Below are 24,801 nucleotides of genomic sequence, written 5' to 3' on the forward strand. Positions count from 1 at the left end.
ATGCTCCCGTCGCTTCGTAATGGGCTTCTGGCCCTTACAGCCGCCATCAGCTTTGCGCTGCCCGCGGCCGCCCAGATCACCGTGACCGACATGGCCGGTCGCACCGTGACCCTGCAGAAGCCTGCAGAACGCATCATCCTGGGCGAAGGCCGTCAGATTCACGTGCTAGGCACGCTCGACACCGAAGACCCGTTCAAGCGGGTCATCGGCTGGCGCGACGATTTCAAGATCAATGATAACACCAGCTATCGCGTCTATGCCCAGAAGTGGCCGCAGATCGAAAAGCTGCCGCTGTTCGGTAATCCGACCACCGGCGGTTTCTCGATGGAACAGGCCATCGCCCTGAAGCCGGACCTCATTCTGATGAACTTCGAGTTCTTCAAGGGCGCCCGCGACACCGGCCTGCTGGCCGCCGTTGAACAGGCAGGCATCCCGATGGTCTTCATCGACTATCGCGAAAACACCCTCAAGAACACGATCCCCTCGACCCGCGTCCTGGGTAAGCTGATCGGCAAGGAAGCCCGCGCCGAAGAACTGGTCGCCTTCTATGAGCGCGAAACCAAGAAGGTCACCGACAAGCTGGCCGGTTTCAGCGGCACCAAGCCGACCGTCTTCATCCATCGCGCTGCCGGTATCGCCGAGGAGTGCTGCTGGACGTTCGGTCCGGGCAACCTGGGTGAGATGATCGGTCTTGCCGGTGGTGAGAATATCTCCGTCGGCAAGGTGCCGGGCCATACGGGCGTGATCAGCCTGGAACAGGTCATCACCTCCAACCCGGACGTCTATATCGCAACCGGCGCCGACTGGTCGCTGTCGAACCCCAAGAACTTCGCGGTTCCCATGGGTCCGGGCGCCGACCCCAAGCTGGCCCTGGATCGCCTGAAAGGCCTGATCAATAGCTCTGGTTTCGACCAGACCAAGGCGTCCAAAACCGGCAAGGCCTTCGCGCTCTGGCATCCGTTCTATAACTCGCCGCACAATTTCATCGCGCTGCAGGTCTTCGCCAAGTGGTTCCATCCGGACCTGTTCAAGGATCTGGACCCGGAAGCAACCTTCAAGGAATTCCACGCGAAGTTCCTGCCGATCCCCTACCAGCCCGGTTACTGGTTCGCGCTGAGCGACGCGAAATGACCGGCCGCTCCCCAGGGCTTATCGGGTCAATGCCCGCCCCGGCTTCGGCTGCTCCGGGGAGCGTTGCCTACCGGCAGGCGACGCGCAAGAAAGTCGGCATCCTTGCAGGCTTTACCGCGCTGCTCCTGCTGTCGCTGGCGATTGACGTCGCCAGCGGCCCCGCCGGCTATTCGGTGTGGGAGGTTCTCAAAACCCTCTTCGCACCTGATAGCGTTCCGGTCGGGCAGAAGATCATCGTCTGGACCCTGCGCTTCCCCGTCGCCCTGATGGCCATCGTCACGGGTGCCGCCCTGGCGATTGCGGGCGCACAGATGCAGACCATCCTGAATAATCCACTGGCGAGCCCCTTCACACTGGGCCTGTCGGCCGCTGCCGGGTTCGGCGCGGCGCTCGCCATCGTCTTCGGCATCGCGATCATCCCCTTTGCGGGCATCCTGATCGTCCCGATCAACGCCTTCGTCTTCGCCATGCTCACGGCGTTGCTAATCTTCGGTGTCAGCCGCATGCGTGGCGGCGGGGTCGAAACGGTCGTGCTGCTGGGCATCGCCCTGGTCTTCACCTTCAATGCCGCCCTGGGTCTGCTGCAGTATCTCGCCAGCGAACAGGCGCTGCAGGAGGTTGTCTTCTGGACGCTCGGCAGCCTTGCCAAGGCCACCTGGACCAAGGTCGGCATCACCGCAGCCGTGGTGGTGCTGGTCATCCCCTATTTCGTGAAAAATGCCTGGGCCCTGACCGCCCTGCGCCTGGGCGAAGATCGCGCGGCAGCCATGGGCATCGATGTCACCCGCCTGCGCCTGCTGGTGCTGATGGCCGCCTCGCTGCTGGCTGCGGTCCCGGTCGCCTTCGTCGGCACCATCGGTTTCGTCGGCCTCGTCGGCCCCCATGTGGCGCGCCTGTTGGTTGGCGAGGATCAGCGTTTCTTCCTGCCGCTGTCGGCCTTGGCCGGGGCGCTGCTACTGTCGCTGACCTCTATCATCTCCAAATCCATCGTGCCGGGTGTGCTGATTCCGATCGGCATCATCACCGCGCTGGTCGGCGTGCCCTTCTTCCTGGCGCTCATCCTCACCAACCGTTCGGGGAACTGGAAATGAAGCTCGAGATTCTTGGCCTCAGCTCCCATTACGGCCGCCGCACGGTGCTGAACGGCGTGCAGGTCCCGGCGATAACGCCGGGCTCCGTCACCGCCCTGCTCGGCCCCAATGCCGCCGGTAAATCGACCCTGCTGCGCTCGATCCTCGGGCTTCAGGCCAGCAAGGGCACCATGACCCTCGACGGCGCCGATCTGCGCAAGCTCTCGCGCCGGGATCGATCTGCCAAGATCGGCTATCTCCCCCAGGACGTCGGCGCCCGCTGCGCGCTCACCGCTATTGAAGTGGTGCTCCTGGCCCTAAAGCAGGGGACCGGCTGGGCCGTCGACGAACAGGATCTCGCCGCCGCCCATTCCGTGATGGACGATCTGGGCATCCGTGCGCTGTCCGAACGGCCTTTGCATGAGCTTTCAGGTGGTCAGCGTCAATTGGTGGCGGTTGCGCAATCCCTGGTGCGCCGCCCGCAGATCCTGCTGCTGGACGAACCGACCAGCGCCCTCGATCTGCACCATCAGCTCGATCTGCTGGGCCTCGTCCAGCGACTGGCGCGCCGCGACGGGCTCACCGCCATGATCGCCCTGCACGACCTTAATCTGGCCGCGCGCTTTGCGGACCGGATCATCGTGCTCCATGGCGGCAAGATCGCTGCCGACGGCACACCGGCCGAGGTTCTGACGCCGAAGGTGATCGCCGATGTCTGGCGGGTTCAGGCCCGGATCGAGTCCGACCGCGACGGCACGCCGATGGTAGTGCCGGAGGGGGCGTTGGCGGCGGCCTGATGTGCGAGGCGCTCGTAACTGCCATGCATAGCGCAACCGCTTGACGTCAGGGGCGCCTCGTTCCTACATAGGATGCAGATGAACCGGCCAGCCCGCTAGATATAGGGGGTCCGCCTCCAAAAGGAACCATAAGATGGCAACCAAAGCCGTTTCCGATACCAGCTTCGAAGCCGATGTCCTGAAGGCAGAAGGCCCCGTTCTCGTGGACTTCTGGGCCGAATGGTGCGGCCCCTGCAAGATGATCGCCCCGGCACTTGAAGAACTGTCGGACGAGCTTGCCGGCAAGGTCACCATCGCCAAGCTGAACATCGACGACAATCCCTCGGCCCCCGCCAAATACGGCGTGCGCGGCATCCCGACCATGCTGCTGTTCAAGGGCGGCCAGGTCGTCGCCCAGAAGGTCGGCGCCATGCCCAAGGGCATGCTGGCCAGCTGGCTGAACGGGGCATTGTAGTTGCTTAAAGGGGTCTATCGGCCCTTGGCCTACTTGAGCCCCCTTTAAGGTAAGAAAAAACGCCGGATCATCTGATCCGGCGTTTTTGTTTGCTCTCTTTTCGTCGTCATCCCGCACTTGATGCGGGATCCCTCTCAGGCTGAACCGCCCCGGATATGCCCCGCATCAAGTGCGGGGCGACGAGGTATTTTTACTTCCGGAACTTGTTGTGGCAGTTGGCGCAGGAACCGGCCACGGCACCAAAAGCTGCCTTCAGCGCTGCCGGGTCCTTGGCGGCAGAGGCATCGGCCACCTTCTGGGCGGCATCGGTAAAGACCTTGTTCGCGGCCTCGAACCCAGCCCAATCACTCCAGACTTCCGGCTTCGACGCGGTGTCGCCGCTTTCCGAGCCCTTGGGGAACAGGGTGATGAACTTCTGACCATCGTCCAACAGCGTCTTGGCATGCGCCGCCGCAGCGGCCGGGTCCGAGCCGTCGTCGACGATCTTCTTGATCGCGCCCAGGCTGGAGCGATTGGCCTTCATCAGTTCCTTACGCTGGGCGATCACATCGCCTTGCGCCAGCGCCGTGCCGGTACCGGCCAGCAGGCCAACGGCGATCAAGGCCGCTGCAATCTTCTGTCCCATCGTAGCCATCTCGAACCCTCTTTCCTGTTCGCGGGAGCGCAGTTTTTCGCGCCTTCACCCGTAACAATGGCTGTAACGATGTCCTATTCCAAGCCTCTAGTGCTTAGTAAATACCATTAATTTTTTAATTTCACGGGTTCGCGAACAATAACAACCACGAAGATTATTGATATTAGTTCTCAATTGCAGAAATGACCGTAGCGGGGTCTTGGCGGGCCATCGCCACCTCGGCCGCCGCCCAATGGCGCACGGCTTCGGGCAGTTCGGGGCTCAGTTCCGTCACGCCGATTTCCGCCAGGACCACCGCTGTCGGCAGCGGGCCGCCGGGGGCGACGAAGCAGCCGCGCACATAGGCGATCATCGCCACGCCCTTCGGGGTGACGATCTGCTGTTCCATATAGAAGAACCGCTCGTCCCAGCCCAGGATGCGGGTCGTCAGGGTGAAGCGCTGACAGACCTTCAGCGAACGGCGAAAACGCACCATCACCCCTGCCACCACGGGCAGCCAGCGGCGCCTGAAGAAATGCCGCCAGAGGCCACTGCGCTGCATGAGATCGACCCGCCCCAGGTCCAGCAGACTGAGGTAGCGGCCGTTGTTCACATGCAGATTGATATCGAGGTCATTGGGGAAGGTCAGCAGCCCCAACTCGGCGGGCTCCAGGAACCCCACGTGACGCCTGCGCCAGGAGGTGCAGAGAACCCAGATCGCGCGGAAGAGGAGGTTCATGGGACACGATCCCCCACTAAACTCGTCATCCCGGTGCTCGACACCGGGATCTCCTCCGGGAGCCTGCCCAAGGAATCCTCGATCAGAATGGAAAAGCCCCCGGAGGAGATCCCGGGATCAAGTCCCGGGATGACAGTGTTGTGGGGGGCAAGCATCCCTAAAACGCTGCCTCTTCCATCTCCATCAGGCTTTTGCCGCCTGCCATGATCTGGATGAACAGCGAGCCATGTTCGGGCAGAACCCGCGCCATGAAGAAGCGGGCCGTGGAGAGTTTGGCGCCATAGAAAGCGGGATCCTCGCCCTGCTTCTCCAGCGCGATCTTCGCCATGCGGCACCAGAGGAAGCCGAAGACCACCAGACCGAACATGCGGGCATAATCTGTCGCCGCCGCCCCGGCTTCTTCGGGCTTCGCGAGGCCCTTCTGCGCGATGACCGCCGTCGCCTGCTGCAGTTTCCCCAATGCCTTGGCAAAGGGCAGGACGAACTCGACCATCAACGGATCGCTCTGATGCGCCTCGATAAACGCCACCGCCGGATGGAAGAAGCGACGGAGGAGACGACCATAGTCCTGGCCCATCTTGCGCCCCACCAGATCCAGCGCCTGGATGCCGTTGGTGCCTTCATAGATTTGAGTGATGCGGGCATCGCGCACCAGCTGTTCGACGCCATATTCGTGGATATAGCCATGGCCGCCATGGATCTGCACGGCGAGGTTCGCCGCCTCGAACCCATGGTCGGTGAGATAGCCTTTCACGATGGGCGTCAGCAGCGCGACGAGGTCATCCGCCTCCTGACGCTTCTCCGCATCCGGGTCCTTCTGGGCGACATCCAGCAGCATGCCGACCCAATAGGCAAGCGCCCGGGCCGCCTCGTTCACCGAGCGCATCTTCAGCAACATGCGGCGCACGTCCGGGTGCACGATGATCGGATCGGCGCTTTCCCGCCCCTGCTTGGCCTTATCGAGCGACTTGCCCTGGCGTCGGTCCTTGGCATAGGCAACGGCGGTCTGATAGGCCGTTTCCGCCAGCCCCAGCCCCTGCATGCCGACCCCTAGGCGCGCGGCATTCATCATGGTGAACATGCATTTGAGGCCCTTGTGCGCCTCGCCCACCAGCCAACCCGTGGCGCCGTCGAAATTCATGACGCAGGTAGAGGACGCCTTAATCCCCATCTTATGTTCGATGGAGGCGCAGACAGCGCCATTGCGCGGCCCTACCGTGCCGTCCTTGACCAGGAACTTCGGCACCAGAAACAGCGAGATCCCCCGCACCCCGGCGGGCGCATCGGGCAGGCGAGCCAGCACCAGATGCAGGATATTGTCGGTCAGGTCATGTTCGCCAGCCGAGATGAAGATCTTGGTGCCGGTAATAGCGTAGGAACCATCGTCGTTCGGTTCCGCCTTGGTCCGCAGCAGGCCCAGGTCGGTGCCGCAATGGGGTTCGGTCAAGCACATGGTGCCCGCCCATTCGCCGCTGACCAGCTTGGGCAGATACGTCGCCTTCAGATCGTCGGTGCCATGCTGATAGAGCGCGTTATAGGCGCCGGTCGACAGGCCGGGATACATGCCGAAGGAGAGGTTCGTGGCGCAGATCATCTCCTCCACCACGAACTGGAGCAGATGCGGCATCCCCTGACCGCCATAGGCCGGGTCGCCGGACAGCGCGGTCCAGCCTGCTTCGGTGAACTTCGCATAGGCTTCCTTGAAGCCTTTTGGCGTGCGCACGACGCCGTTTTCGAACTGGCAGCCTTCGGCATCGCCGCTCAGGTTCAGCGGCAGCAGCTCGTTCTGACAGAATTTTGCAGCCTCGCTTAAGACCGCCTCGAACAGATCCGGCGTCGCTTCGGCAAAACCCGGCAGGCGGCTAAGACTCTCGGCGCCCAGCAGCTCGTCCAGGACAAACTTCATGTCGCGCAGGGGGGCGTTATAGGTGACCATTTTCTCTCTCCCCCTAATTCCGCAGCGGCTTGCCGGTCGACAGCATGTGTTCCATGCGGGCCAGCGTCTGCGGGGTCTTCGCCAACTGCATGAAGGCCGTGCGCTCCAACGTCAGCAGATCGTCTTCGCTCAGGATTTCCGTCACGTCGGTATCGCCGCCCGACAACACCGTCGACAGCTTCTTGGAGACGGTTTCGTCATGGGGCGTCGCCTTACCCTGTTGGCGGAAGCCATCGACAGCCATATCCATCGCAACTTTCGCCGTCGGTCCCGGCAATCGGAATTCCGGCGGCGCGGGTGGTGTGTAGTTTTTAGCCATCTCTAAAACCGCGGCCTTGGCATCGGCCAGCAGCCGGTCCCGGTTCATCGTGATACCGTCGGATGCCCTGAGATAGCCAAGCTCCTTCGCCAGGGCTGCCGACCTGGATACCTGGGCGGTCGAAATGGTTTCGAAGACCTTGGCAATCGGCGGCATCGGCCCCTGGGGTCGACGCTTCTCGGCGAACTGCCGGGCCAGCAATTCCTTGCACCCACCCCAGCCAGGGATGATGCCGACACCGACTTCGACCAGGCCGATATAGCTTTCGGCATGGGCCTGGACATGGTCGCAATGCAGCAGGATCTCGCAACCGCCACCCAGCGCCATATTGGCGGGTGCGCCGACCACCGGGAAAGGCGCATATTTCAGCGCCTTATAGGCCGCCTGCCCCCCTGCCACCAATTCCTCGATAGCGGGCCAGAGAGCGATATTGGCGGCAAAGAGTGCCAGCCCCAGATTGGCGCCGACAGTGAAATTGCTGCCCTCGTTATAGACGACGAGGCCCTTCAGACCCTTCATCTGCACGAAGGCCACCGTCTCGCCCAGCAGCTTCAGAACATCGCCATCCAGGCTGTTCATCTTGGCCGTAAATTCGAAACAGACGACCCCGTCCCCGATATCCCAGAGCGCGGCCGACCCATTCTTCAGCAGCGGTTTGCCCGCCCGCTTGACATCGGCCAGCAGCAGCACGCCATCCTTGCGGACCACCGGCTTGTAGGAGCCGTCAAGCGCCAGGGCATGCAACGTGCCGCCGTCGACCTTATAGAAGCCGCCGGACGCTTGTTTCAGGATCGCGGGAGCCTTGTCGCCCAACTGTTCGGCCAGCCAATCGGCGCCCAATTGGTCGATTAGCTCGAACGGCCCGTAGGTCCAGTTGTAGCCAAGGCGCATCGCCTCATCGACCGCAGTGATATCATCGGATATCTCCGGCACCAGGGAGGCGACGTAACCCAGCGTCTGCACCAGCACGCGCTTGACATATTCGCCCTCGGTCGACGCATCGGTTGCCAGGACCTTGAGGCTGCGCCCCGCCCGCTCAATGGCTTCCAGCTTCACCTTGCCCGCCGGATGGTAGTCACCGGCCTTGAGGTCAATGGCCAGCTTCTGCCGCTTCTCGTTCAGGCGATAGAAACCGCCCTTGCCTTTGCGCCCAGTGAAGCCTTCCGCGATCATCTTCTGGAACAGCGGCGGGGTGCGGCTGATACGCAGGAAATCGTCCCCCTTGGGTAGGGTCATCGCCATCGATTTGGCGATCAGCGGCATGAGGTCCAGGCCAACCAGATCGATCAGCCCGAACACGCCGGTCTTGGGGATCCCCATCGGCTTGGAGGCCAGGGCATCGGCCGCTTCGACACTCAAGCCCAGATCCATCGCCTCGTTAACGGCCGCCTGGATCCAATAGGTGCCGATCCGATTGGCGATGAAGCCCGGTGTGTCCTTGCAACGCACCACACCCTTGCCGAGCTTGTAATCGGCAAAAGCATCGATCTCCGCCACCGCATCAGCACGGGTCTTCGGCCCTGCCACCAGCTCCAGCAGGCGCAGGTAACGCGGCGGATTGAAGAAATGGGTTATCAGAAAGTCGCGCTGAAAACCCTCGCTGCGTCCCGCCGTCAGGATCGCCAGCGGCATGGTGGAGGTATTGGAGGAGACGATGGAGCCTGGCTTGCGCACGCCCTCCAGCTTTTCGTAGAGCGTCTTTTTGATATCGAGATTTTCGACCACCGCTTCGATGATCCAATCGCACTCGGCGATCTGGGCCAGATCATCCTCAAGGTTACCCGGCGTCACCAGCTTGGCGGCGGCAGACGACATGAAGGGCGCCGGATCGGCTTTCAGCATCCGGTCGATGGCACCGCGCGCAATCGCCGAGCGGTCGGGGCCATCCTTCACGATATCGAGCAGCAGAACGGGAACCCCGGCATTGGCCACATGGGCGGCAATGCCGCTACCCATCACGCCCGAGCCGATGACGCAGACTTTGGAAATCGCCATCCTGAGGCCCTCCGCTTAGACGGCTTCGAGGATGGTGGCGATGCCCTGGCCGCCGCCGATGCATTGGGTGGCGAGCGCATATTTCTTGCCTTCGCGCTTCAAAAGCTGCGCCGCCTTGCCGGTGATGCGCGCGCCCGTTGCCCCCAACGGATGGCCCAGGGCAATGGCGCCACCATCGATGTTTACTTTATCCACACTGAACCCAAGATCCTTCATGCAGGCGATGGCCTGGGCCGCGAAAGCCTCGTTCAGTTCGATGATATCGATGTCCTTGGCTTCAAGCCCGGCACGCTTCAACGCCTTCTTGGCCGCGACCACAGGGCCGATCCCCATCACTTCCGGACGGCAGCCGCCGACGGCGATGGATTTGATCCGCGCCAGGATCGGCAGATTATGCTTCTTCGCATATTCCTCGGTCGCGACCAGCACCGCCGATGCGCCATCGGTCAAGGGCGAGGATGTACCCGCCGTCACCTGACCTGCCGCATCGAAGACGGGCTTCAGCCCCGCCAGCCCTTCGGCCGTCGTCTCCGGGCGGATGCAACCGTCTTCCTCGACCTTGCCTGCCTTGGTGTCGATGGGGATGATCTCGTCCTTGAATTTGCCCGATGCGCGCGCGGCAGCCGCGCGCCTGTGGCTTTCGGCGGCAAAGACCTCCTGCTCCTGGCGGGTCAGCTTGTATTCGTTCGCAACATTCTCGGCCGTGATGCCCATCGGCATATAGGCGCCTGCCATTTTGGCTGCCAAAGCCGGGTTCGGCATCGGGTTGAAGCCCATCATCGGCACCCGGGTCATGCTTTCGACGCCCGCGCAGATGAAGACCTCGCCCGCGCCCATCTGGATCGCGCCCGCCGCATCATGGATCGCCTGCATGGAGGAGCCGCAGAAGCGGTTCACCGTCGCCCCCGCCACCGACAGCGGCAGGTCGGACAGGAAGCCGATCAGGCGCGCGACATTGAAGCCTTGCTCCCCTTCCGGGAAAGCACAGCCCAGGATCAGATCCTCGATATCCGCTGGATTGACGCCAGTCTTGGCGATGAGGCCACGCACCACCGCCGCCGCCAGATCGTCCGGTCGCACCTTGGTCAGAGCGCCCTTATTGGCGAAATGAAAGGGGGAGCGAACATAACCAGCGATGACAACTGACTTCATGGTGCAGCTTCCTCTTATATGCGTTGGCCTACCGGGCTTCGCCCTGCTTGAGGCCGACTCTTCAGTTTGGCCTACCGGGCTGCGCCCTGCTTGAGGCCGACTCTTCAGTTTGGCCTACCGGGCTGCGCCCTGCTTGAGGCCGACTCTTCAGTTTGGCCTACCGGGCTGCGCCCTGCTTGAGGCCGACTCTTCAGTTTGGCCTACCGGGCTTCGCCCTGCTTGAGGCCGACTCTTCAGTTTGGCCTACCGGGCTTCGCCCTGCTTGAGGCCGATGTTAATTCAGATCTTTTGTGCCCTTCGCCTTTAGGCTGGCGACCACATCCCGTTCCAACTGCCGCAGTTCATCGAGAGTGGCACGCAGATCGTCGAGCTGGGTTTCAAGCGCCCCAATCCGCGCCCGCCCCTTCTTCAAGGCGGCCTTCAATTGCGTCACCTGACTGCCGTCGACGTCATAGAGATCCAGCAGTTCCTTGATATCCGAAAGGCTGAAGCCAAGACGCTTGCCCCGCAGAATCAAGCGCAGCCGCCCATGATCGCGCGTCGTATAGACTCGCGTGACACCAAGACGCGTCGGCGACAGCAGCTGCTGGTCCTCGTAAAACCGAATGGCGCGCGGCGAAATCCCGTATTCAGCCGCAAGATCACCGATTGCATAGAGCTTTTGACCCGTCGGATCGCCGTGGCTCATGGCGCGGCCTCCCTAGCCCCGAATTCCACGGGACATTTCCAGAGTATGCGAGTTACTTAACGCCGTCAATATTGAAGATTACGGCGTTAAGTGCGAGTTTATTACCCGAGTTTCGCCTTCTCGCGTTCCTCCGCCACCAATTCCTTCTTGGAGAGCTTGCCGATCATCGTCTTGGGCAGGCTGGTGCGGAACTCGATATGTTTGGGCATCTCGATGGGCGAGAGCTTGTCTTTCAGGAAATTGATCAGCGCTTCGGCCGCAACATCCTGGCCGGACTTGCAGACGACGAAGGCCTTCACGGTTTCGCCGCGATATTTGTCTTGGATGCCGATAACGGTCACTTCTGCGACCGCCGGATGCTGATAGATCGCCTCTTCCACTGTACGCGGATAGACGTTGTAGCCGCCGCAGATGATCAGATCCTTGATCCGGTCGACCAGACAGACATAGCCATCGCTGTCGAGATAGCCGATATCGCCCGTCCGCAGATACCCGTCGACCATGACCGCCGCCGTCTCTTCCGGTCGCCGCCAGTAACCCAGCATGACCTGGGGACCTTTGACGCACAGCTCGCCGCGCTCGCCGTCCGGCATTTCCTCGGTCGGGTTGGCGGGATTGCGGATCGAGAAATAGGTCTGCGGCAACGGCAGGCCGATAGCGCCCGCCTTTTCCGTGCCGCTCAAGGGATTGGCAAAACAGACCGGCGAGGCTTCGGTCAGACCATAGCCTTCGATCAGGGAGCAACCCGTCACATCTTCGAACTGCTTCTTCACTTCCACCGGCAACGGCGCGCCGCCCGAGATGCAGATCCGGATCGAACGCAGATCGTATTTCTGCAGATCCTTGTGGTTCGCCAGCGCGGCATAGATCGTCGGCACGCCCGGCAGCAGCGTCGGGCGTTTCTCGTGGATCGTCTTCATCGCCTGCTCCAGATCGAAGCGCGGCAGCATGATGATTTCCGACCCGGCCAGCAGCGACTTATTCATGACCACGGTCATGGCAAAGACATGGAAGAAAGGCAGCAGGCCCAGCATCTTCTCCAGCCCCGGCCGCGTCATCGGACACCAGCGTAAGGACTGCACGGCATTGGCATAGAGGTTGGCGTGGCTCAACATCGCCCCCTTGGGCGTGCCGGTGGTGCCGCCGGTATATTGCAGCACGGCAATATCGCGTTCGGGATCCACCTGGATCGGCGTCGGCTTGCTGGCATTCACGATGAGATCGCGGAACCACAGATTATGGCTATCGGCCGGAATATGCGCCCGGTCGGCCCGGCGGATCAGCGGGAACAGGAAATTCTTCGGGAAAGGCAGGATATCCGCCATCGGGCAGACGATGACCTGGCTCAAAATCCCCGACGCCAGGAACGGCTGAAGCTTGGGGTAGAGCGCGTGCAGATCCAGCGTGACCATGATCTTGGTCTCGCTATCCACGATCTGCTTTTCGATTTCGCGCTCGACATAGAGCGGGTTGAAATTGACGACGGTGCCGCCCGCCTTCAGGACCCCATAGTAGAAGAAGATGAAATAGGGGCAGTTGGGCAGGAACAGCCCGACCTTGGTCCCTTTGCCGACGCCCTGGCGCTGCAAGCCTGCAGCCACCCGATCGACGATCGCGCCAACTTCGGCATAGGTGTATTTCTTGCCCAGAAAATCGATGCAAGGACGCGCGCCATAGGTCGCGACGGATTCATCAAGCAGTTGATAGAGCGGCGCCACCGGTACCGGCGTGTCGAAATCGACATCGCGCGGATAATAGCTACGCCAGACCTCATGTCCCGAGGCCTCATGCCCCGTTTTTTCGGATGCACTCATATATGTTTCCTCCCCCTTCCCACCGGTGCCGGCGGGGTGCCCGTCGCTTCGACGTGGCGGCTTTCAGCCAAGTGAACAGTGTAATCCTTTTTACGTCAACCGATTTACGGAACCGTTAAATCGTGTCAGCGTAGACCATAGGTGAAGGTCGCGCCAGACGACCCATCTTGAGGAAACATCATCAGGAGTGCGCCGTCATGAACGCGATATCTCCCTCCATTATCTTGGAAGTCGATGCTGGGGTGGCAACCATCACCCTCAATCGCCCGGAAGTCCTCAACGCCCTGGACGAAGGCATGCTCACGGCTCTACAGGCCACCATCGAACCGCTGGGCCGCAACCGGGCCGTCAAGGTCGTCGTGCTGCGCGGCGCGGGCGATGCCTTCATGGCCGGTGGCGACATCAATCTCTTCAATAAATGCATGAAGCTGCCGCCCGGCGAGCGCTATTCCCATTTCTCCGCCGCTGCTGCCCGGGTTGCCGCCATCACGCTGAGCCTGCGCCAGTTGCCGCAGCCGGTCATCGCCTCGGTCCATGGCGCCTGCGCTGGCTATGGTTTCTCGCTGGTACTGGCCTGCGACCTGGCGATTGCCGCCGAAAACACCGTCTTCACCATGGCCTATTGCCAGTTGGGCGTGTCGCCCGATGGCGGCGGCACCTGGTTCTTGCCCCGAGTTGTCGGCATGAAGCGGGCGTTCGAGATCGCAACCCTGTCGGAGAAGTTCGATGCGCGGGAGGCCGAGCGCAAAGGCCTGCTCAACCGCATCGTGCCGCCCGACGGCCTGCGGGAGGCGACCGACAGCCTCGCCCGGCGGCTTGCCACCGGGCCAGCGACCGCGCTGGCCCGCACCAAGGCGCTGCTGAATGCCGCCTTCGGCGCCACCCTCGACCAGCATCTGACGCGCGAGGGCGATGCCTTTGCCGAATGCAGCCTGACCCATGATTTCCGCGAGGGGGTCGACGCCTTCCTGAATAAACGCCGCCCCGTTTTTACCGGAGAATGAGCATTTGAGCCTGAAGGACAAGACACTGCTGATCACCGGGGCATCGCGCGGCATTGGCCGTGCGATTGCTCTGCGGGCCGCGCGGGACGGTGCCAGTATCGCCATCGTCGGCAAGACGGTGGAGCCGCAGCCCAAGCTGGTCGGCACCATCCATGATGCGGCCGACGAGGTGATCGCTGCCGGTGGCAAGGCAATCGCGCTGGCAGGCGATATCCGGGACGAGGAGCAGGTCCGCTGGGTCGTCGCCCAGACCGTCGAGCAGTTCGGCGGCATCGACATCCTGGTGAATAACGCCAGCGCGATCAGCCTGACCGGCACGCTGGACACGCCGATGAAGAAGTTCGACCTGATGCATCAGGTCAATCAGCGCGGCACCTTCATCACGTCGCAAGCCTGCCTGCCGCATCTGCTGCAATCGGGCAATCCGCAGATCCTGACCCTTTGCCCGCCACCCAGCCTGGATGCCCGCTGGTTCGGCCCGCACCTCGCCTATACGCTGGCCAAGATGGGCATGAGCTTCGTAACCATGGGACTGGCGGAGGAATTCCGGGGCCGGGTCAGCGTCAACGGCCTCTGGCCCCGCACCCTGATCGCCACCGCCGCCCTGACCCAGATCGAAGGCGGCGTGCGCCCCGAACATTGCCGCTCACCCGAGATCGTCGCCGATGCCGCCCACGCGATCCTGACCCGGCCGAACCCAGGCAGCGGCCGCTTCTTCATCGACGAGGAAGCCCTGCGGGAAGCGGGAATAAACGACCTCGACCGTTATTCCCTGGTTCCCGAAGGGCAGTTGCAGACGGATCTGTTTTTGTAGGGCACGCAACTCCCCGCCACACGAAGGTGGAGCTTATTCAGAGCTGGAAACGAGGGGATAACGGATCATGAGGTCGGCCCTGACCGCTTTACCGTCCAATACGGCTGACACTTCGAGATCGAGATGATCGACTTCGGGCGTGCCGTCCCTCACCGTTTTCAGGCTGAAAACTCGCAGCAGATCCAGATCACTCTTTTCCAAAGATAAAGTTGCAATGGAGCCTTCTATCAACAGGCATGAAACATCAGCGCGCTTGAGTATCGTCTTCTGCCGACCATTATTTGCGAGCAGCGTCATAGAGGAAATCAGGTCGCCATCCAAAAGACAGAGCCCAAGCGAGAATTTGGTCAACCCCTGGCTATGCAGAACAAATTTCAGCGCCGGGATACTTTGTTGAATCTGAACATCGGCAATTTCCGTCAGAACCCAGGTCATGTCCTGTTCCTATTTTGTATCCTAAAGTGACCTGAGAAACGCCACCAGCGCCTCACGATCCACCTTCGGCAGAGACTTGAAAGCCTCCCGCGCCGTTTCCGCCTCGCCGCCGTGCCAGAGGATTGCCTCTTCGGGCCCACGGGCGCGGCCGTCGTGGAGCAGTTCCTCGTGCCCGTTCACGGCCTTGATCAGGCCTAGGCCCCAGAGCGGCGCGGTGCGCCATTCCCGTCCATCGGCCAGGAAATCCGGGCGATTATCCGCCAGTCCTTCGCCCATATCGTGCAGCAGCAGATCGGTGAAGGGGTGGAAAGTCTGGTGCGCCACCTCCGGCGCCTCATGCGCGCCTGCCGTCCAGGTTGGACGGTGGCAGGCAGCGCAGCCGCTCTGGCCGAACAGGAGCTCGCCGCGTTTGACCGCCGGATCCTCGGCATTGCGCTGGACCGGCACGGCCAGGGTCTGGGTATAAAGGGTCAGCTTGCGCCGGAACTCGTCCGAGACCTCCGGCGTCCCGCCATTCGGCGCCTTTCGGCAGGCCTTCTGGACCTCATTGCAGCCGGTTTCCGGGAACAGGCTGGTGGTCAGCCCCATGTCGCCGTTGAAGGCGGCGGCATTCTGCTGATGGAGATTGGGCTGGTTGGCTTTCCAGCCGAAGCGGCCAAGGGCGGGTTTTCCCGCCGCGAAATCCCACGGCTCATTCACCCGGCCGCTGATGCCGTCGCCATCCTTATCGTCGGGATCGGCAGTGGCGCGGATCTCGGCTTCCGGAATGGCTTCCAACAGGCCAAGGCCGATCACCTGCGGCGCGACACGCGGACTGAACAGGATATCGGCGCCCAGCGGACCAAAGGCCATATTCGCGAATTTGAACTCGGGCTTGCGCAGCCCATAGGTCGTGCCGTCGGGATAGGAGCCTTTGACCTCAACCCAGCGGATCAGCGCGCGCCCTTCGGCAGGGACGCCCGGAATGGCCCGGTCCTGCAACTGATCGCCATAGGCCGGATGCGGCTTCGGCCCGCCATGGGCATCGATGCCGGGCACCGAGAGCCGGACCAGCATCGACAGCATTTCGCCGCCCGATTCGGTCGGGCTGCGGCCGCGCCCGTCGCGGGTATGGCAACCGGAACAGGAGACGCGGTTGAAGGTCGGCCCCAGCCCGTCGAAGGTCACGGTCGAGGCGGGGGCAATCACCCAGTTGGTGTTGAAGAGGCGGTTGCCGAAAAAGAAATCGCGCTGACGCGCGGCGCCCTGGTTGGCGGCATTGAGGGTGAAGGCCTTCGACCCCAGGATGGCGCGGCTGGTGTCGCCGCCCAGCTTTGGACTGATCTCGTCCGCAGCCGCAGGGCCGGCCCAGAGAATGAGGGCCGCCGCCAGGGGTCGAAGGCGCATTCCTTACTCCGTCGGGATGACGACCAGCACCCCAAGCTTGGCACCGGCGTCGGCAAAACCATCCGCCAGTTCCTTCAGGGAAGTCGCCAGCGCTTCGGCGTTCTTACGCTCGGCGCTGTCCTTTGCGCTAGCCAAAACACTGTCGAAGGGCTGCGGCAGAGCGTCCGCATGGGCTTCGACCTTGTTCAGCAGGCCCGAGATCTTGAGGGCCAGGGCGGCATCCTGCGAGGCCAGCAGGGCGTCAAGACCGGGGCGATCCTTGCCCTGGCTGTCGCCGAACCAGACATTCCGCATGCCGCGGATGTCATAGATGAAGTCGTTGCGGGTAGTGTCGGAGAAGCAGGAGTGCTCGTCTTCCTGATCGCCGCTATCCAGCGCGACCTGGAGGCGTTCCGACATCAGCTCGTGCCCTGCAAGGCTGGCAAGACCGGCAAAGACGCGGCCCAGGGCTTCGCGCTGATCGAGCGCCTGGAAGGTCTTGGCGTAATTGTCCTTGCCCGGCGCCCAGGCATCGACCAGACCGGCCAGGTTGCCAACCAGCTGATCGGTCACGGTCTTCAGGTACAGGCGGCGGCGGTCGTTGTTGCCCTTGCCCGCCGCATAGTCGGAGGCCGGGCGGTTGCCCGGACCGGTGGCCGAGAAATCCTGGCCCCAGAGCAGGAATTCGATGGCGTGCCAGCCTGTAGTAACGTCGGCTTCGTCATCGACCTGATCGTTCTCCAGGATCACATCAGCCGTGATCTTGATCTTCGGGTTATTGACCAGACCCGCCTTGGCGTTGCCCTTCACATAATCGATGAAGGCTTCGTTCAGCGGCCAGGCATTGATGTGACCTTCCGGACCTTCTTCGCCCTTGGCATCGATATCGATCGGGCCGTCATAGAAACGGAACGCCTCGGTCTGCAGATAGGGGATGCGGGCATTGACCCAGGCATTGCGCGCGGCGGCCAGATTGGCGGCAGACGGGTTTCCGAGGAAGGCCGTGACCGCCTTCTGCAGCTTCACCGCACCCTCATGGCTGGCCTTGTAGCTGTCATAGACCAGCTCGGCATAGCCCGCGACCTGGGGCTTGCCGTCGTACTGGAAGGCATTGGCGTCGGTCGAATTCAGCTTGAAGCTGGTCGGCATCGCGCCGCCGCCTTCCGAACCGCCCTCGCCCCCTTCACCGGCAGGCGAAGCTGCATAGGCAAGGCTACCGAGGCCAAGCGAGAGGTCGTTGGTCGGCGTGACATTGAGATCAGCGCCCATCAGCGCCACGGCGCCCAGCCCAACCCAGAGTTTGGTCTTCATCGACATCGGTAGACTCCCTGATTACCAGCGTGGCGCCTCGGACAAAGGGTCGGAGGGCGGCTAAAACGGCGCGATGCTACTGCGAACCATTCTCGACTGCAATGGTCACTGTAGTAGCGTCGCGTGACTTGCGGTCGCACGTCTGCTCGGTTCATGCTGGCGCCCGCCTTTGGACCTGGAGCCACGCGTCATGATTCTCTGCATCGCCGATATGCTGACCCCCGCCGAGGCGGCGGATCTGAGCCGCAAGTTCGATGGTCTCGAAATGGGCGACGGCAAGTTGACCGCCGGCTGGCTGGCGCGGGATGTGAAGAAGAACCGCCAGGCCTTCTCCGGCCCGGCTGCCGAAGCGGTGCAGCAGGTCATCATGGCGGCCCTGCGGCGTCATCCGCTGGTGCAGTTGGCAGCGCGGCCGAAGGTGATCCGCGCGCCCCTGCTGTCAGCCTATGGCATTTCCGAAGAATATGGCGCCCATGTCGACGATGCGCTGATGGGCTCGCCCCCCACCCGCAGCGATCTCTCCTGCACGGTCTTCCTGAGCGCGCCGGAGGACTATGACGGCGGCGAACTGGTGATCGAGACGGCAGGCGGCGAGCAGGCGATCAAGCTGCCCTTGGGCGCTGCTGTCGTCTATCCCTCCACCACCCTTCACCGGGTGAATGCCGTGACGCGCGGCACCCGCAAGGTCGCGGTGACCTGGATGCAGAGCATCATCCGCGATGGCGAGATCCGCGAAATGCTGTTCGACCTGGACCGCGCCCGGCGCTCCCTGCATGAACGCATCGGCCGTAGCCCCGAAGGCGACCTGCTGGCCAAGGTCTCCGCCAACCTGCTGCGGCGGCATGCGGAGGTTTGAGGTTTAGGCTAAAAAACACGGTCGTCATCCCGGGACTTGATCCCGGGATCTCCTCCGGGAGCACTTTCAGACATTTTCCCGCCATGGTAGAAATCCTCCATGGCCGCATGGGTCTACATCGTCACGAATAAGCGAGACGGCACACTGTATATCGGCGTGACCAGTGATCTTCCGCGCCGCGTCTGGGAACACCGGGAAGGGGTCGTCGACAGTTTCACCAAGCGGTACCGCCTCAAACAACTCGTCTGGTTCGAGACGCACGACGAGATCACCCAAGCAATCCGACGCGAGAAAACCCTGAAGGAATGGCCGCGCGCTTGGAAAGTCGACCTGATCGAGAAAACAAATCCCGAATGGGCAGATCTTTATGAGCAACTCGCCTAAAACGGTAACCGCTCCCGGAGGAGATCCCGGGATCAAGTCCCGGGATGACGAGTTTCTTTTAGACTTCCTCAGTAGCGAAACCCCGGTCTGCGCCCGCAGCGGTTTCCAAGCGCGCGCGCATCTGGTAGAGCCTTCAGTCGGCCTATCGGGCATTGCCCTGCATGAGGCCGATCCGCCTTTAATCCTGCGCGTTAGAAGAAGCATGTCCGAAAGCCCTAATACCGGTTCGCTTATCCTGAAGCTGCACTGCCCCGATCAGGTCGGTATCGTTGCCGCCGTCTCCGGCTATCTGGCGGATGCAGGGTATAATATCCGTCGCTCCTATCAGTTCGAGGACGACGAGACCAAGACCTTCTTCATGCGCACGACCGTGGATCCGCAGGCCAATTCCGCGATCCGCCCGACGCTGGAGGCCGGTTTCGCCGCCATTGCCGAACGCTTCAAGATGACCTGGGGCCTGCATGATCCGACGCGCAAGATGCGGATGCTGCCGCTGGTCTCCAAGTTCGGCCATTGCCTGAACGACCTGCTGTACCGCTGGCGCTCGGGCCTGCTGCCGATCGATATCCCCGCTGTCGTCTCGAACCACCGCGAGTTCGAGGAGCTGGCGAAGTGGCACGGGCTGCCCTTCCATTACCTGCCCGTCGACAAGACGAACAAGGCAGCCCAGGAAGCCGCCCTGATCGAGTTGATGGATCAATATAAGATCGATCTCGTCGTGCTCGCCCGCTACATGCAGGTGCTGTCGCCGGATCTGTGCGAGCGCCTGCGCGGCCGCTGCATCAATATCCATCACTCGTTCCTGCCCAGCTTCAAGGGCGCCCAGCCCTACAGCCAGGCCTTCAATCGCGGCGTGAAGCTGATCGGCGCCACCGCCCATTACGTGACCCCCGACCTCGACGAAGGCCAGATCATCGAGCAGGCGGTGGAACGGGTCGATCATACCTTCACGGTGGATCAGCTGGCGGCCCTGGGCCGCGACATCGAATCGGTCGTGCTGGCGCGCGCGGTTCAGTTCCATGCCGAACACCGCGTCACGATCAATGGTCACAAGACCGTCGTCTTCTGGTAAGCACAGAGCCTAAACGGCCTCAAGCAGGGCAAAGCCTGACAGGCCAACTTGGAGAGTTTTTAACGATGAGCCGCGATTACAAGGACAGTGTTTTCCTGCCCCAGACCGACTTCCCGATGCGTGCGGGCCTGCCCGTGGCGGAGCCGAAGATTCTGGAGCGGTGGGAGAAGATTGACCTCTATCGCCTCAATCGCCAGGACGGCAAGGGCCGCGAAAAGTTCGTGCTGCACGATGGTCCGCCCTACGCCAACGGCGACATCCACATCGGTCACGCGGTCAACAAGATCCTGAAGGACGTCATCGTCAAGGCGCAGCGCATGCTGGGCAAGGACGCCGCCTATGTGCCGGGCTGGGACTGCCACGGTCTTCCCATCGAATGGAAGATCGAGGAGCAGTATCGCGCCAAGGGCAAGGACAAGAATGCCGTGCCGCCGGTGGAATTCCGCCAGGAATGCCGCGCCTTTGCCGAAGGCTGGATCGATATTCAGCGCACGCAGTTCAAGCGTCTGGGCGTAACCGGCGACTGGGCCGATCCCTATAAGACGATGAACTTCGGCTCCGAAGCCCAGATCTTCCGCGAACTGACCAAGTTCCTGATGTCGGGCAGCCTCTATCAGGGCTTCCGCCCGGTGCTCTGGTCCGTCGTCGAACAGACGGCGCTGGCCGATGCCGAGGTCGAATATCACGACCATACCTCGACCCAGATCCATGTGCGCTTCAAGGTGCAGGGCGGCGTGTTCGACGGGGCGTCGGCCCTGATCTGGACCACCACCCCCTGGACCATGCCGGGCAACCGGGCCATCTGCTATAATCCGGAACTCGCCTATGTGGTTCTGGAAGTCGGCGCGGTCGAAGACGGCAGCCTGGCACAGGTCGGCGAAAAGCTGATCGTTGCCGAAGCCCTGGTCGAAGCGGTCGCCAAAGCCGCCAAGATCTCCGCCCATACCATCACCAGCAGCTTTGCCGGTGCGGCCCTGGAAGGCGTCATCGCCGCCCATCCCCTGCGCGGCCAGGGCTATGACTATGACGTGCCGCTGCTGCCGGGCGACCATGTGACCGCCGATGCCGGTACCGGCCTTGTCCATACCGCGCCGGGCCATGGCGAGGACGATTTCGATATCGGCCAGAAGTTCAATCTGGAACTCCCGCGCACCGTGGCGGGCGACGGCACCTATTATCCGTCGGTCCCGCTGTTCGCCGGGATGCATGTCTATAAGGTCGCCGATGCGATGTGCGAGACCCTGGATAAGGCGGGCGGTCTGCTTGCCAAATCCAAGCTGGTGCACTCCTACCCGCACTCCTGGCGCTCCAAGGCCCCGCTGATCTATCGGGCGACCCCGCAGTGGTTCATCTCCATGGAGCATGGGGATCTGCGCAAGAAGGCGCTACAGGCCATCGCCGATACCCGCTGGGTGCCCGAAGCCGGTGAGAACCGCATCCGCTCGATGATCGAAAGCCGCCCGGACTGGTGCGTGTCGCGCCAGCGTTCCTGGGGCACCCCGCTTGCGATCTTCGTCAATAAGGCGACCGGCGAACCCCTGCGCGACGACACCGTCAACGACCGTATCGCCGAAGCTTTCGAAGCCGAAGGCGGCGATGCCTGGTTCTCCAGCCCGCCCGAACGGTTCCTGGGAAATCAGTATAAGGCCGAAGATTTCGAGCAGATCATGGATGTGGTCGAGGTCTGGTTCGACAGCGGCTCCACCCATTCCTTTGTGCTGGAGAAGCGCGAGGATCAGCATTGGCCCGCCGACCTCTATCTCGAAGGCTCGGACCAGCATCGCGGCTGGTTCCATACCTCCCTGCTGGAAAGCGCCGGGACCCGTGGCGTTGCGCCCTATAAGGCCGTGCTGACCCATGGTTTCGCGCTCGACGAACAGGGCCGCAAGATGTCCAAGTCGCTGGGCAATGTGGTCAGCCCGCTGAAGGTGGCGGACGAATATGGCATCGATATCCTGCGCCTCTGGGTCGTGTCGTCGGACTATTCCGAGGACGTGCGCATCGGGCCGGAGATCCTGAAGTATCAGGCCGATCACTATCGCCGCCTGCGCAATACGCTTCGCTATCTGTTGGGCGCTGTGCAGGGCTTCGACGTCAAGTCGGAGAAGCTGCCGTTCGACGAGATGCCGGAGCTGGAACGTTGGGTGCTGGCCGAACTGGTCGAACTCGATAGCCTGGTCCGCAACAGCATCCAGGCCTATGACTTCCACGGCCTCTATTCGGCGATCCATAATTTCTGCGCCAATGAGCTGTCGGCCTTCTATTTCGATATCCGTAAGGACTCGCTCTATTGCGACGATCCGGCCGAGCCGCGCCGCCGTGCCGCCCGTACCGTCATGGCGATCCTGCTGGATTGCCTGACCAAGTGGCTGGCCCCGGTCCTGTCCTTCACCGCAGAAGAAGCCTGGGGCTATGCGCCGGGCGCCACGGGTGACGAGACGGATTCGGTCCACCGCCAGCTCTTCCCGGAAATCCCGGACGAATGGCGCGACGGCGATCTGCTGGCCAAGTGGGAAGTCATCCGCGGCGCCCGTCGCCGCGTGACCAGCCGTCTGGAAGTCGCCCGCAGCGCCAAGGAAATCGGCTCCTCCACCCAGGCTGCGCCGATGGTCTATGCCTCGCGGGCCGTGTTCGACATTCTGGAGACGGTGAATTTCGCGGAAGTCTGCATCACCTCCAACGTCGGACTGGTGCCGCTGGAAGCCTTGAGCCAGGAGAAAGTTGCCGTTCTCTCGGCCGAGAATGAGGGTTCGGGGGACTTCCACGCCGTGTTGGAAAATTCCTCGGGCGAGATGGTGACCGTGTCGGGCGCCGACGTGCTGGTCGAATTCGCCAAGACCGAATATGCCCGCTGCGAGCGCTGCCGCAATCACTACAAGGAAGTCGGCACCATCGCCCGTAACCCGGATCTCTGCTTCCGCTGCGACGCGGTCATCGGGGGCTGAAAATGGTGCGTCGTCCGCTCGCGCACGGCCTGGGATGGGCTGTGCTGATCATCCTGCTCGACCAGGTGTCGAAGTACTACATGATGGGGCGGCTGGGCGTGTTTCAGCCGAGCGACCCCTTCGCCCAGGAATATGTGCTGCCGTTCCTCAACTGGTCGGTGGTCTGGAACCGAGGCGTTTCCTTCGGGATGCTGGCCGCCGACGGCTGGACAGGGGCTTACCTGCTGTCGGCCATGTCGGTCGCCGTCTCCATCGCGTTGGTGTTCTGGCTGCGCAAGGCCGAACGGACGATTGTGGTCGCCGGGATCGCCATGGTCATCGGCGGGGCCATCGGGAACATCTTTGACCGGATGCGCTTCGGCGCGGTCTTCGATTTCATCGATTTCCACTTTGCCGGTTGGCATCCGTTCGTCTTCAATGTCGCCGATGCGGGCATCAGCCTGGGCGTCATCGCCCTGCTGATCGACGGGCTGTTCCCCAAAAAATCCGACTCATGAGTTGAATAGATCAATCGTCGGCGATTGATCTATCTGACTGATCGGTAGCTTATTCCACTGCCTGCCTAAGCGCGGCCGAAATCGCCAGCGGGGCCAGCGGGGCGGCAAAGGCCAAGATCGCACCCAGGATCAGCAGATGCGGCCGGGCGCCCAGCCCCATGGCCGCGCCTTCAATGGCGCCAACGCCAAAGATCAGCACCGGCAACAGCAGCGGCAGCACCAGCAGCGGCAACAGCGCCGCGCCCCGGCGGGCGCCCAGGGTCAGGGCCGCGCCGATACCGCCGATACAGCTCAGGACCGGGGTGCCGAGCAGCATCGACAGCAGCATGGTCCCCAAGGCGTCGGGCGGCAGGTTGAGCAACAGGGCCACCAAGGGCGCCAGGATCAGCAGCGGCAGACCGGTCGTCAGCCAATGGGCCAGCAGCTTGGCCGCCGCCAGCAGGGCAAGTGGCGTCGGCGAAAGGGCGAGCTGCTCCAGCGAGCCATCTTCGTAATCGCTCAGGAACAACCGGTCGAGGGTCAGCAGGCTCGCCAGCAGCGCGGTCACCCACACGATGCCAGACGCGATCCGCGCCAGCAGATTGGGCTCAGGCCCCACCCCCAGCGGGAACAGGGTCGCCGCCAGCAGGAAAAAGACCAGCGCGGGCATGAGATCGCCCAATTGCCGGGCGGTCAGGCGCAGTTCGCGCATCAGCAGAACCTTGAAGCCGCTCATTCCGCCCTCTCCGGCAGAAAGTCGGCCGGTCGCAGCCGCAGGCTATCGGCCAGGCCCAGGTCATGATGGGTTGCAGCAACCAGCAGCCCGCCTTGGGCCAGATGTTCGCCCGCCAATTCGGCAAACAGAGCTGTTCCAGCATCATCGAGGGCTGTGGTCGGTTCGTCCAACAGCCACAGCGGCGCGGCGCGGACCAGCAGGCGGGCCAGCGACAGGCGGCGGCGCTGACCGGAGGAAAGGATACGCCCCGGCTTGTCCAGCAGCGCTCCCAGACCCACGCGACCGCCCGCTGCCTCGACATCGATGCCGGGCAAACCCAACGCACGATGGAACGCCAGATGCTCACGCACCGTCAGCGTCGGCTTGATACCATCCGAAAACCCCAGCCAATTGAGGCGAGCGGCATGATCCTCGCGATCGTCTATCGGCGCCCCATTCCAGGAGAGCTGCCCCAACTGCGGCGGCGTCAGACCCGCCAGAACCCGCAGCAGGCTGGACTTCCCCGACCCGTTCGGTCCGGTCAGCAGCAAGGCCTGACCGGGGGCGATCTCGAAAGCAAGGTCACGGAACAGCAGGCGCCCACCGCGCACCACGGCAAGGCCGCTGCCGCTGAAGGAAGCGGCATTGATCATGGGCGCCAAGGTGGCGGATCGCGGGATTAGGGGCAAGCGGCTTGATAGAAAGGATTCGTCGGG

General features: G+C 62.6%; 23 protein-coding genes. 11 read left to right on the plus strand and 12 right to left on the minus strand.

Annotation, left to right across the window (positions count from 1 at the left end; genetic code table 11):
* The 4 genes from ACFSM5_RS14150 (at nt 1) to trxA (ending at nt 3,452) form a co-directional block, all read left to right on the plus strand.
* On the plus strand, nt 1-1,131 hold the full coding sequence (locus ACFSM5_RS14150; protein WP_379877081.1) for an ABC transporter substrate-binding protein: 1,131 nt from the start codon (nt 1-3) through the stop codon (nt 1,129-1,131).
* Nucleotides 1,128-2,222 (plus strand): FecCD family ABC transporter permease, encoded by a 1,095-nt coding sequence (locus ACFSM5_RS14155; protein WP_379877082.1) that lies wholly within the window; start codon nt 1,128-1,130, stop codon nt 2,220-2,222. The genes ACFSM5_RS14150 and ACFSM5_RS14155 overlap by 4 nt, the downstream gene beginning before the upstream one ends.
* Nucleotides 2,219-2,998, plus strand: coding sequence for an ABC transporter ATP-binding protein (locus ACFSM5_RS14160; RefSeq protein WP_379877083.1), 780 nt, complete (start codon nt 2,219-2,221; stop codon nt 2,996-2,998). Before ACFSM5_RS14155 ends, ACFSM5_RS14160 begins: the two co-directional genes overlap by 4 nt.
* A 133-nt stretch (nt 2,999-3,131) precedes the next feature.
* Complete coding sequence (gene trxA, locus ACFSM5_RS14165; protein WP_379877084.1) at nt 3,132-3,452, plus strand: thioredoxin TrxA; 321 nt, start codon at nt 3,132-3,134, stop codon at nt 3,450-3,452.
* Nucleotides 3,453-3,642: 190 nt separating this feature from the next.
* On the opposite strand, the gene ACFSM5_RS14170 is transcribed toward trxA, so the two are convergent.
* The 7 genes from ACFSM5_RS14170 to ACFSM5_RS14200 all read right to left on the minus strand — a co-directional run bounded on the left by ACFSM5_RS14170 (nt 3,643) and on the right by ACFSM5_RS14200 (nt 12,708).
* Nucleotides 3,643-4,086, minus strand: a complete 444-nt coding sequence (locus ACFSM5_RS14170; protein ID WP_379877085.1) for a c-type cytochrome — start codon at nt 4,084-4,086, stop codon at nt 3,643-3,645.
* 163 nt (nt 4,087-4,249) lie between these two features.
* Nucleotides 4,250-4,804: a thioesterase family protein gene (locus tag ACFSM5_RS14175; protein WP_379877086.1), complete on the minus strand. Its 555-nt coding sequence runs from the start codon at nt 4,802-4,804 to the stop codon at nt 4,250-4,252.
* A gap of 157 nt (nt 4,805-4,961) precedes the next feature.
* Entirely contained in the window at nt 4,962-6,740 is a 1,779-nt protein-coding gene (locus ACFSM5_RS14180) for an acyl-CoA dehydrogenase C-terminal domain-containing protein (protein WP_379877087.1), read from the minus strand.
* Between the two features lie 13 nt (nt 6,741-6,753).
* Nucleotides 6,754-9,054 (minus strand): 3-hydroxyacyl-CoA dehydrogenase/enoyl-CoA hydratase family protein, encoded by a 2,301-nt coding sequence (locus tag ACFSM5_RS14185; RefSeq protein WP_379877088.1) that lies wholly within the window; start codon nt 9,052-9,054, stop codon nt 6,754-6,756.
* Between the two features lie 15 nt (nt 9,055-9,069).
* Nucleotides 9,070-10,206 carry a thiolase family protein gene (locus tag ACFSM5_RS14190; RefSeq protein ID WP_379877089.1) on the minus strand — a complete coding sequence of 379 codons (1,137 nt, stop codon included), beginning with the start codon at nt 10,204-10,206 and terminating at the stop codon, nt 9,070-9,072.
* Between the two features lie 274 nt (nt 10,207-10,480).
* On the minus strand, nt 10,481-10,894 hold the full coding sequence (locus ACFSM5_RS14195) for a MerR family transcriptional regulator (RefSeq protein ID WP_379877090.1): 414 nt from the start codon (nt 10,892-10,894) through the stop codon (nt 10,481-10,483).
* A 101-nt stretch (nt 10,895-10,995) separates the two neighbouring features.
* Nucleotides 10,996-12,708 carry a long-chain-fatty-acid--CoA ligase gene (locus ACFSM5_RS14200; RefSeq protein WP_379877091.1) on the minus strand — a complete coding sequence of 571 codons (1,713 nt, stop codon included), beginning with the start codon at nt 12,706-12,708 and terminating at the stop codon, nt 10,996-10,998.
* A 197-nt stretch (nt 12,709-12,905) separates the two neighbouring features.
* Here ACFSM5_RS14200 and ACFSM5_RS14205 point away from each other — a divergent pair, with 197 nt between their 5' ends.
* Together ACFSM5_RS14205 and ACFSM5_RS14210 are read left to right on the plus strand one after the other, a co-directional pair.
* Nucleotides 12,906-13,712, plus strand: coding sequence for an enoyl-CoA hydratase/isomerase family protein (locus ACFSM5_RS14205; protein ID WP_379877092.1), 807 nt, complete (start codon nt 12,906-12,908; stop codon nt 13,710-13,712).
* Between the two features lie 4 nt (nt 13,713-13,716).
* The gene (locus ACFSM5_RS14210) at nt 13,717-14,526 is read left to right on the plus strand and encodes an SDR family oxidoreductase (RefSeq protein WP_379877093.1); all 810 of its coding nucleotides are present in this window, start codon (nt 13,717-13,719) and stop codon (nt 14,524-14,526) included.
* Nucleotides 14,527-14,559: 33 nt separating this feature from the next.
* Here the strand turns inward: ACFSM5_RS14210 and ACFSM5_RS14215 are convergent, their stop codons facing one another.
* The 3 genes from ACFSM5_RS14215 to ACFSM5_RS14225 are packed head-to-tail and all read right to left on the minus strand — an operon-like array spanning nt 14,560 to nt 17,643.
* Complete coding sequence (locus ACFSM5_RS14215; RefSeq protein ID WP_379877094.1) at nt 14,560-14,961, minus strand: hypothetical protein; 402 nt, start codon at nt 14,959-14,961, stop codon at nt 14,560-14,562.
* A gap of 21 nt (nt 14,962-14,982) precedes the next feature.
* A complete protein-coding gene (locus ACFSM5_RS14220; RefSeq protein ID WP_379877095.1) occupies nt 14,983-16,347 on the minus strand; it encodes a di-heme oxidoreductase family protein in 1,365 nt (454 codons plus the stop codon).
* Between the two features lie 3 nt (nt 16,348-16,350).
* On the minus strand, nt 16,351-17,643 hold the full coding sequence (locus ACFSM5_RS14225) for an imelysin family protein (protein ID WP_379877096.1): 1,293 nt from the start codon (nt 17,641-17,643) through the stop codon (nt 16,351-16,353).
* Between the two features lie 184 nt (nt 17,644-17,827).
* Here ACFSM5_RS14225 and ACFSM5_RS14230 point away from each other — a divergent pair, with 184 nt between their 5' ends.
* The 5 genes from ACFSM5_RS14230 to lspA all read left to right on the plus strand — a co-directional run bounded on the left by ACFSM5_RS14230 (nt 17,828) and on the right by lspA (nt 23,391).
* On the plus strand, nt 17,828-18,493 hold the full coding sequence (locus ACFSM5_RS14230; protein WP_379877097.1) for a Fe2+-dependent dioxygenase: 666 nt from the start codon (nt 17,828-17,830) through the stop codon (nt 18,491-18,493).
* A gap of 99 nt (nt 18,494-18,592) precedes the next feature.
* Nucleotides 18,593-18,877 carry a GIY-YIG nuclease family protein gene (locus ACFSM5_RS14235; RefSeq protein WP_379877098.1) on the plus strand — a complete coding sequence of 95 codons (285 nt, stop codon included), beginning with the start codon at nt 18,593-18,595 and terminating at the stop codon, nt 18,875-18,877.
* A gap of 202 nt (nt 18,878-19,079) precedes the next feature.
* Nucleotides 19,080-19,949 (plus strand): formyltetrahydrofolate deformylase, encoded by an 870-nt coding sequence (gene purU, locus ACFSM5_RS14240; RefSeq protein ID WP_379877099.1) that lies wholly within the window; start codon nt 19,080-19,082, stop codon nt 19,947-19,949.
* 65 nt (nt 19,950-20,014) lie between these two features.
* Complete coding sequence (gene ileS, locus ACFSM5_RS14245) at nt 20,015-22,894, plus strand: isoleucine--tRNA ligase (protein WP_379877100.1); 2,880 nt, start codon at nt 20,015-20,017, stop codon at nt 22,892-22,894.
* Nucleotides 22,895-22,896: 2 nt separating this feature from the next.
* Nucleotides 22,897-23,391, plus strand: coding sequence for a signal peptidase II (gene lspA, locus ACFSM5_RS14250; RefSeq protein WP_379877101.1), 495 nt, complete (start codon nt 22,897-22,899; stop codon nt 23,389-23,391).
* A gap of 49 nt (nt 23,392-23,440) precedes the next feature.
* Here lspA and ccmB read toward each other — a convergent pair whose 3' ends face one another.
* The gene (gene ccmB, locus ACFSM5_RS14255) at nt 23,441-24,106 is read right to left on the minus strand and encodes a heme exporter protein CcmB (protein ID WP_379877102.1); all 666 of its coding nucleotides are present in this window, start codon (nt 24,104-24,106) and stop codon (nt 23,441-23,443) included.
* Nucleotides 24,103-24,738 carry a heme ABC exporter ATP-binding protein CcmA gene (ccmA, locus tag ACFSM5_RS14260; RefSeq protein ID WP_379877304.1) on the minus strand — a complete coding sequence of 212 codons (636 nt, stop codon included), beginning with the start codon at nt 24,736-24,738 and terminating at the stop codon, nt 24,103-24,105. The genes ccmB and ccmA overlap by 4 nt, the downstream gene beginning before the upstream one ends.
* Nucleotides 24,739-24,801: the final 63 nt, after the last annotated feature.

This window comes from Lacibacterium aquatile (assembly GCF_042683105.1).
Classification (GTDB): Bacteria; Pseudomonadota; Alphaproteobacteria; order Elsterales; family Elsteraceae; genus Lacibacterium; species Lacibacterium aquatile.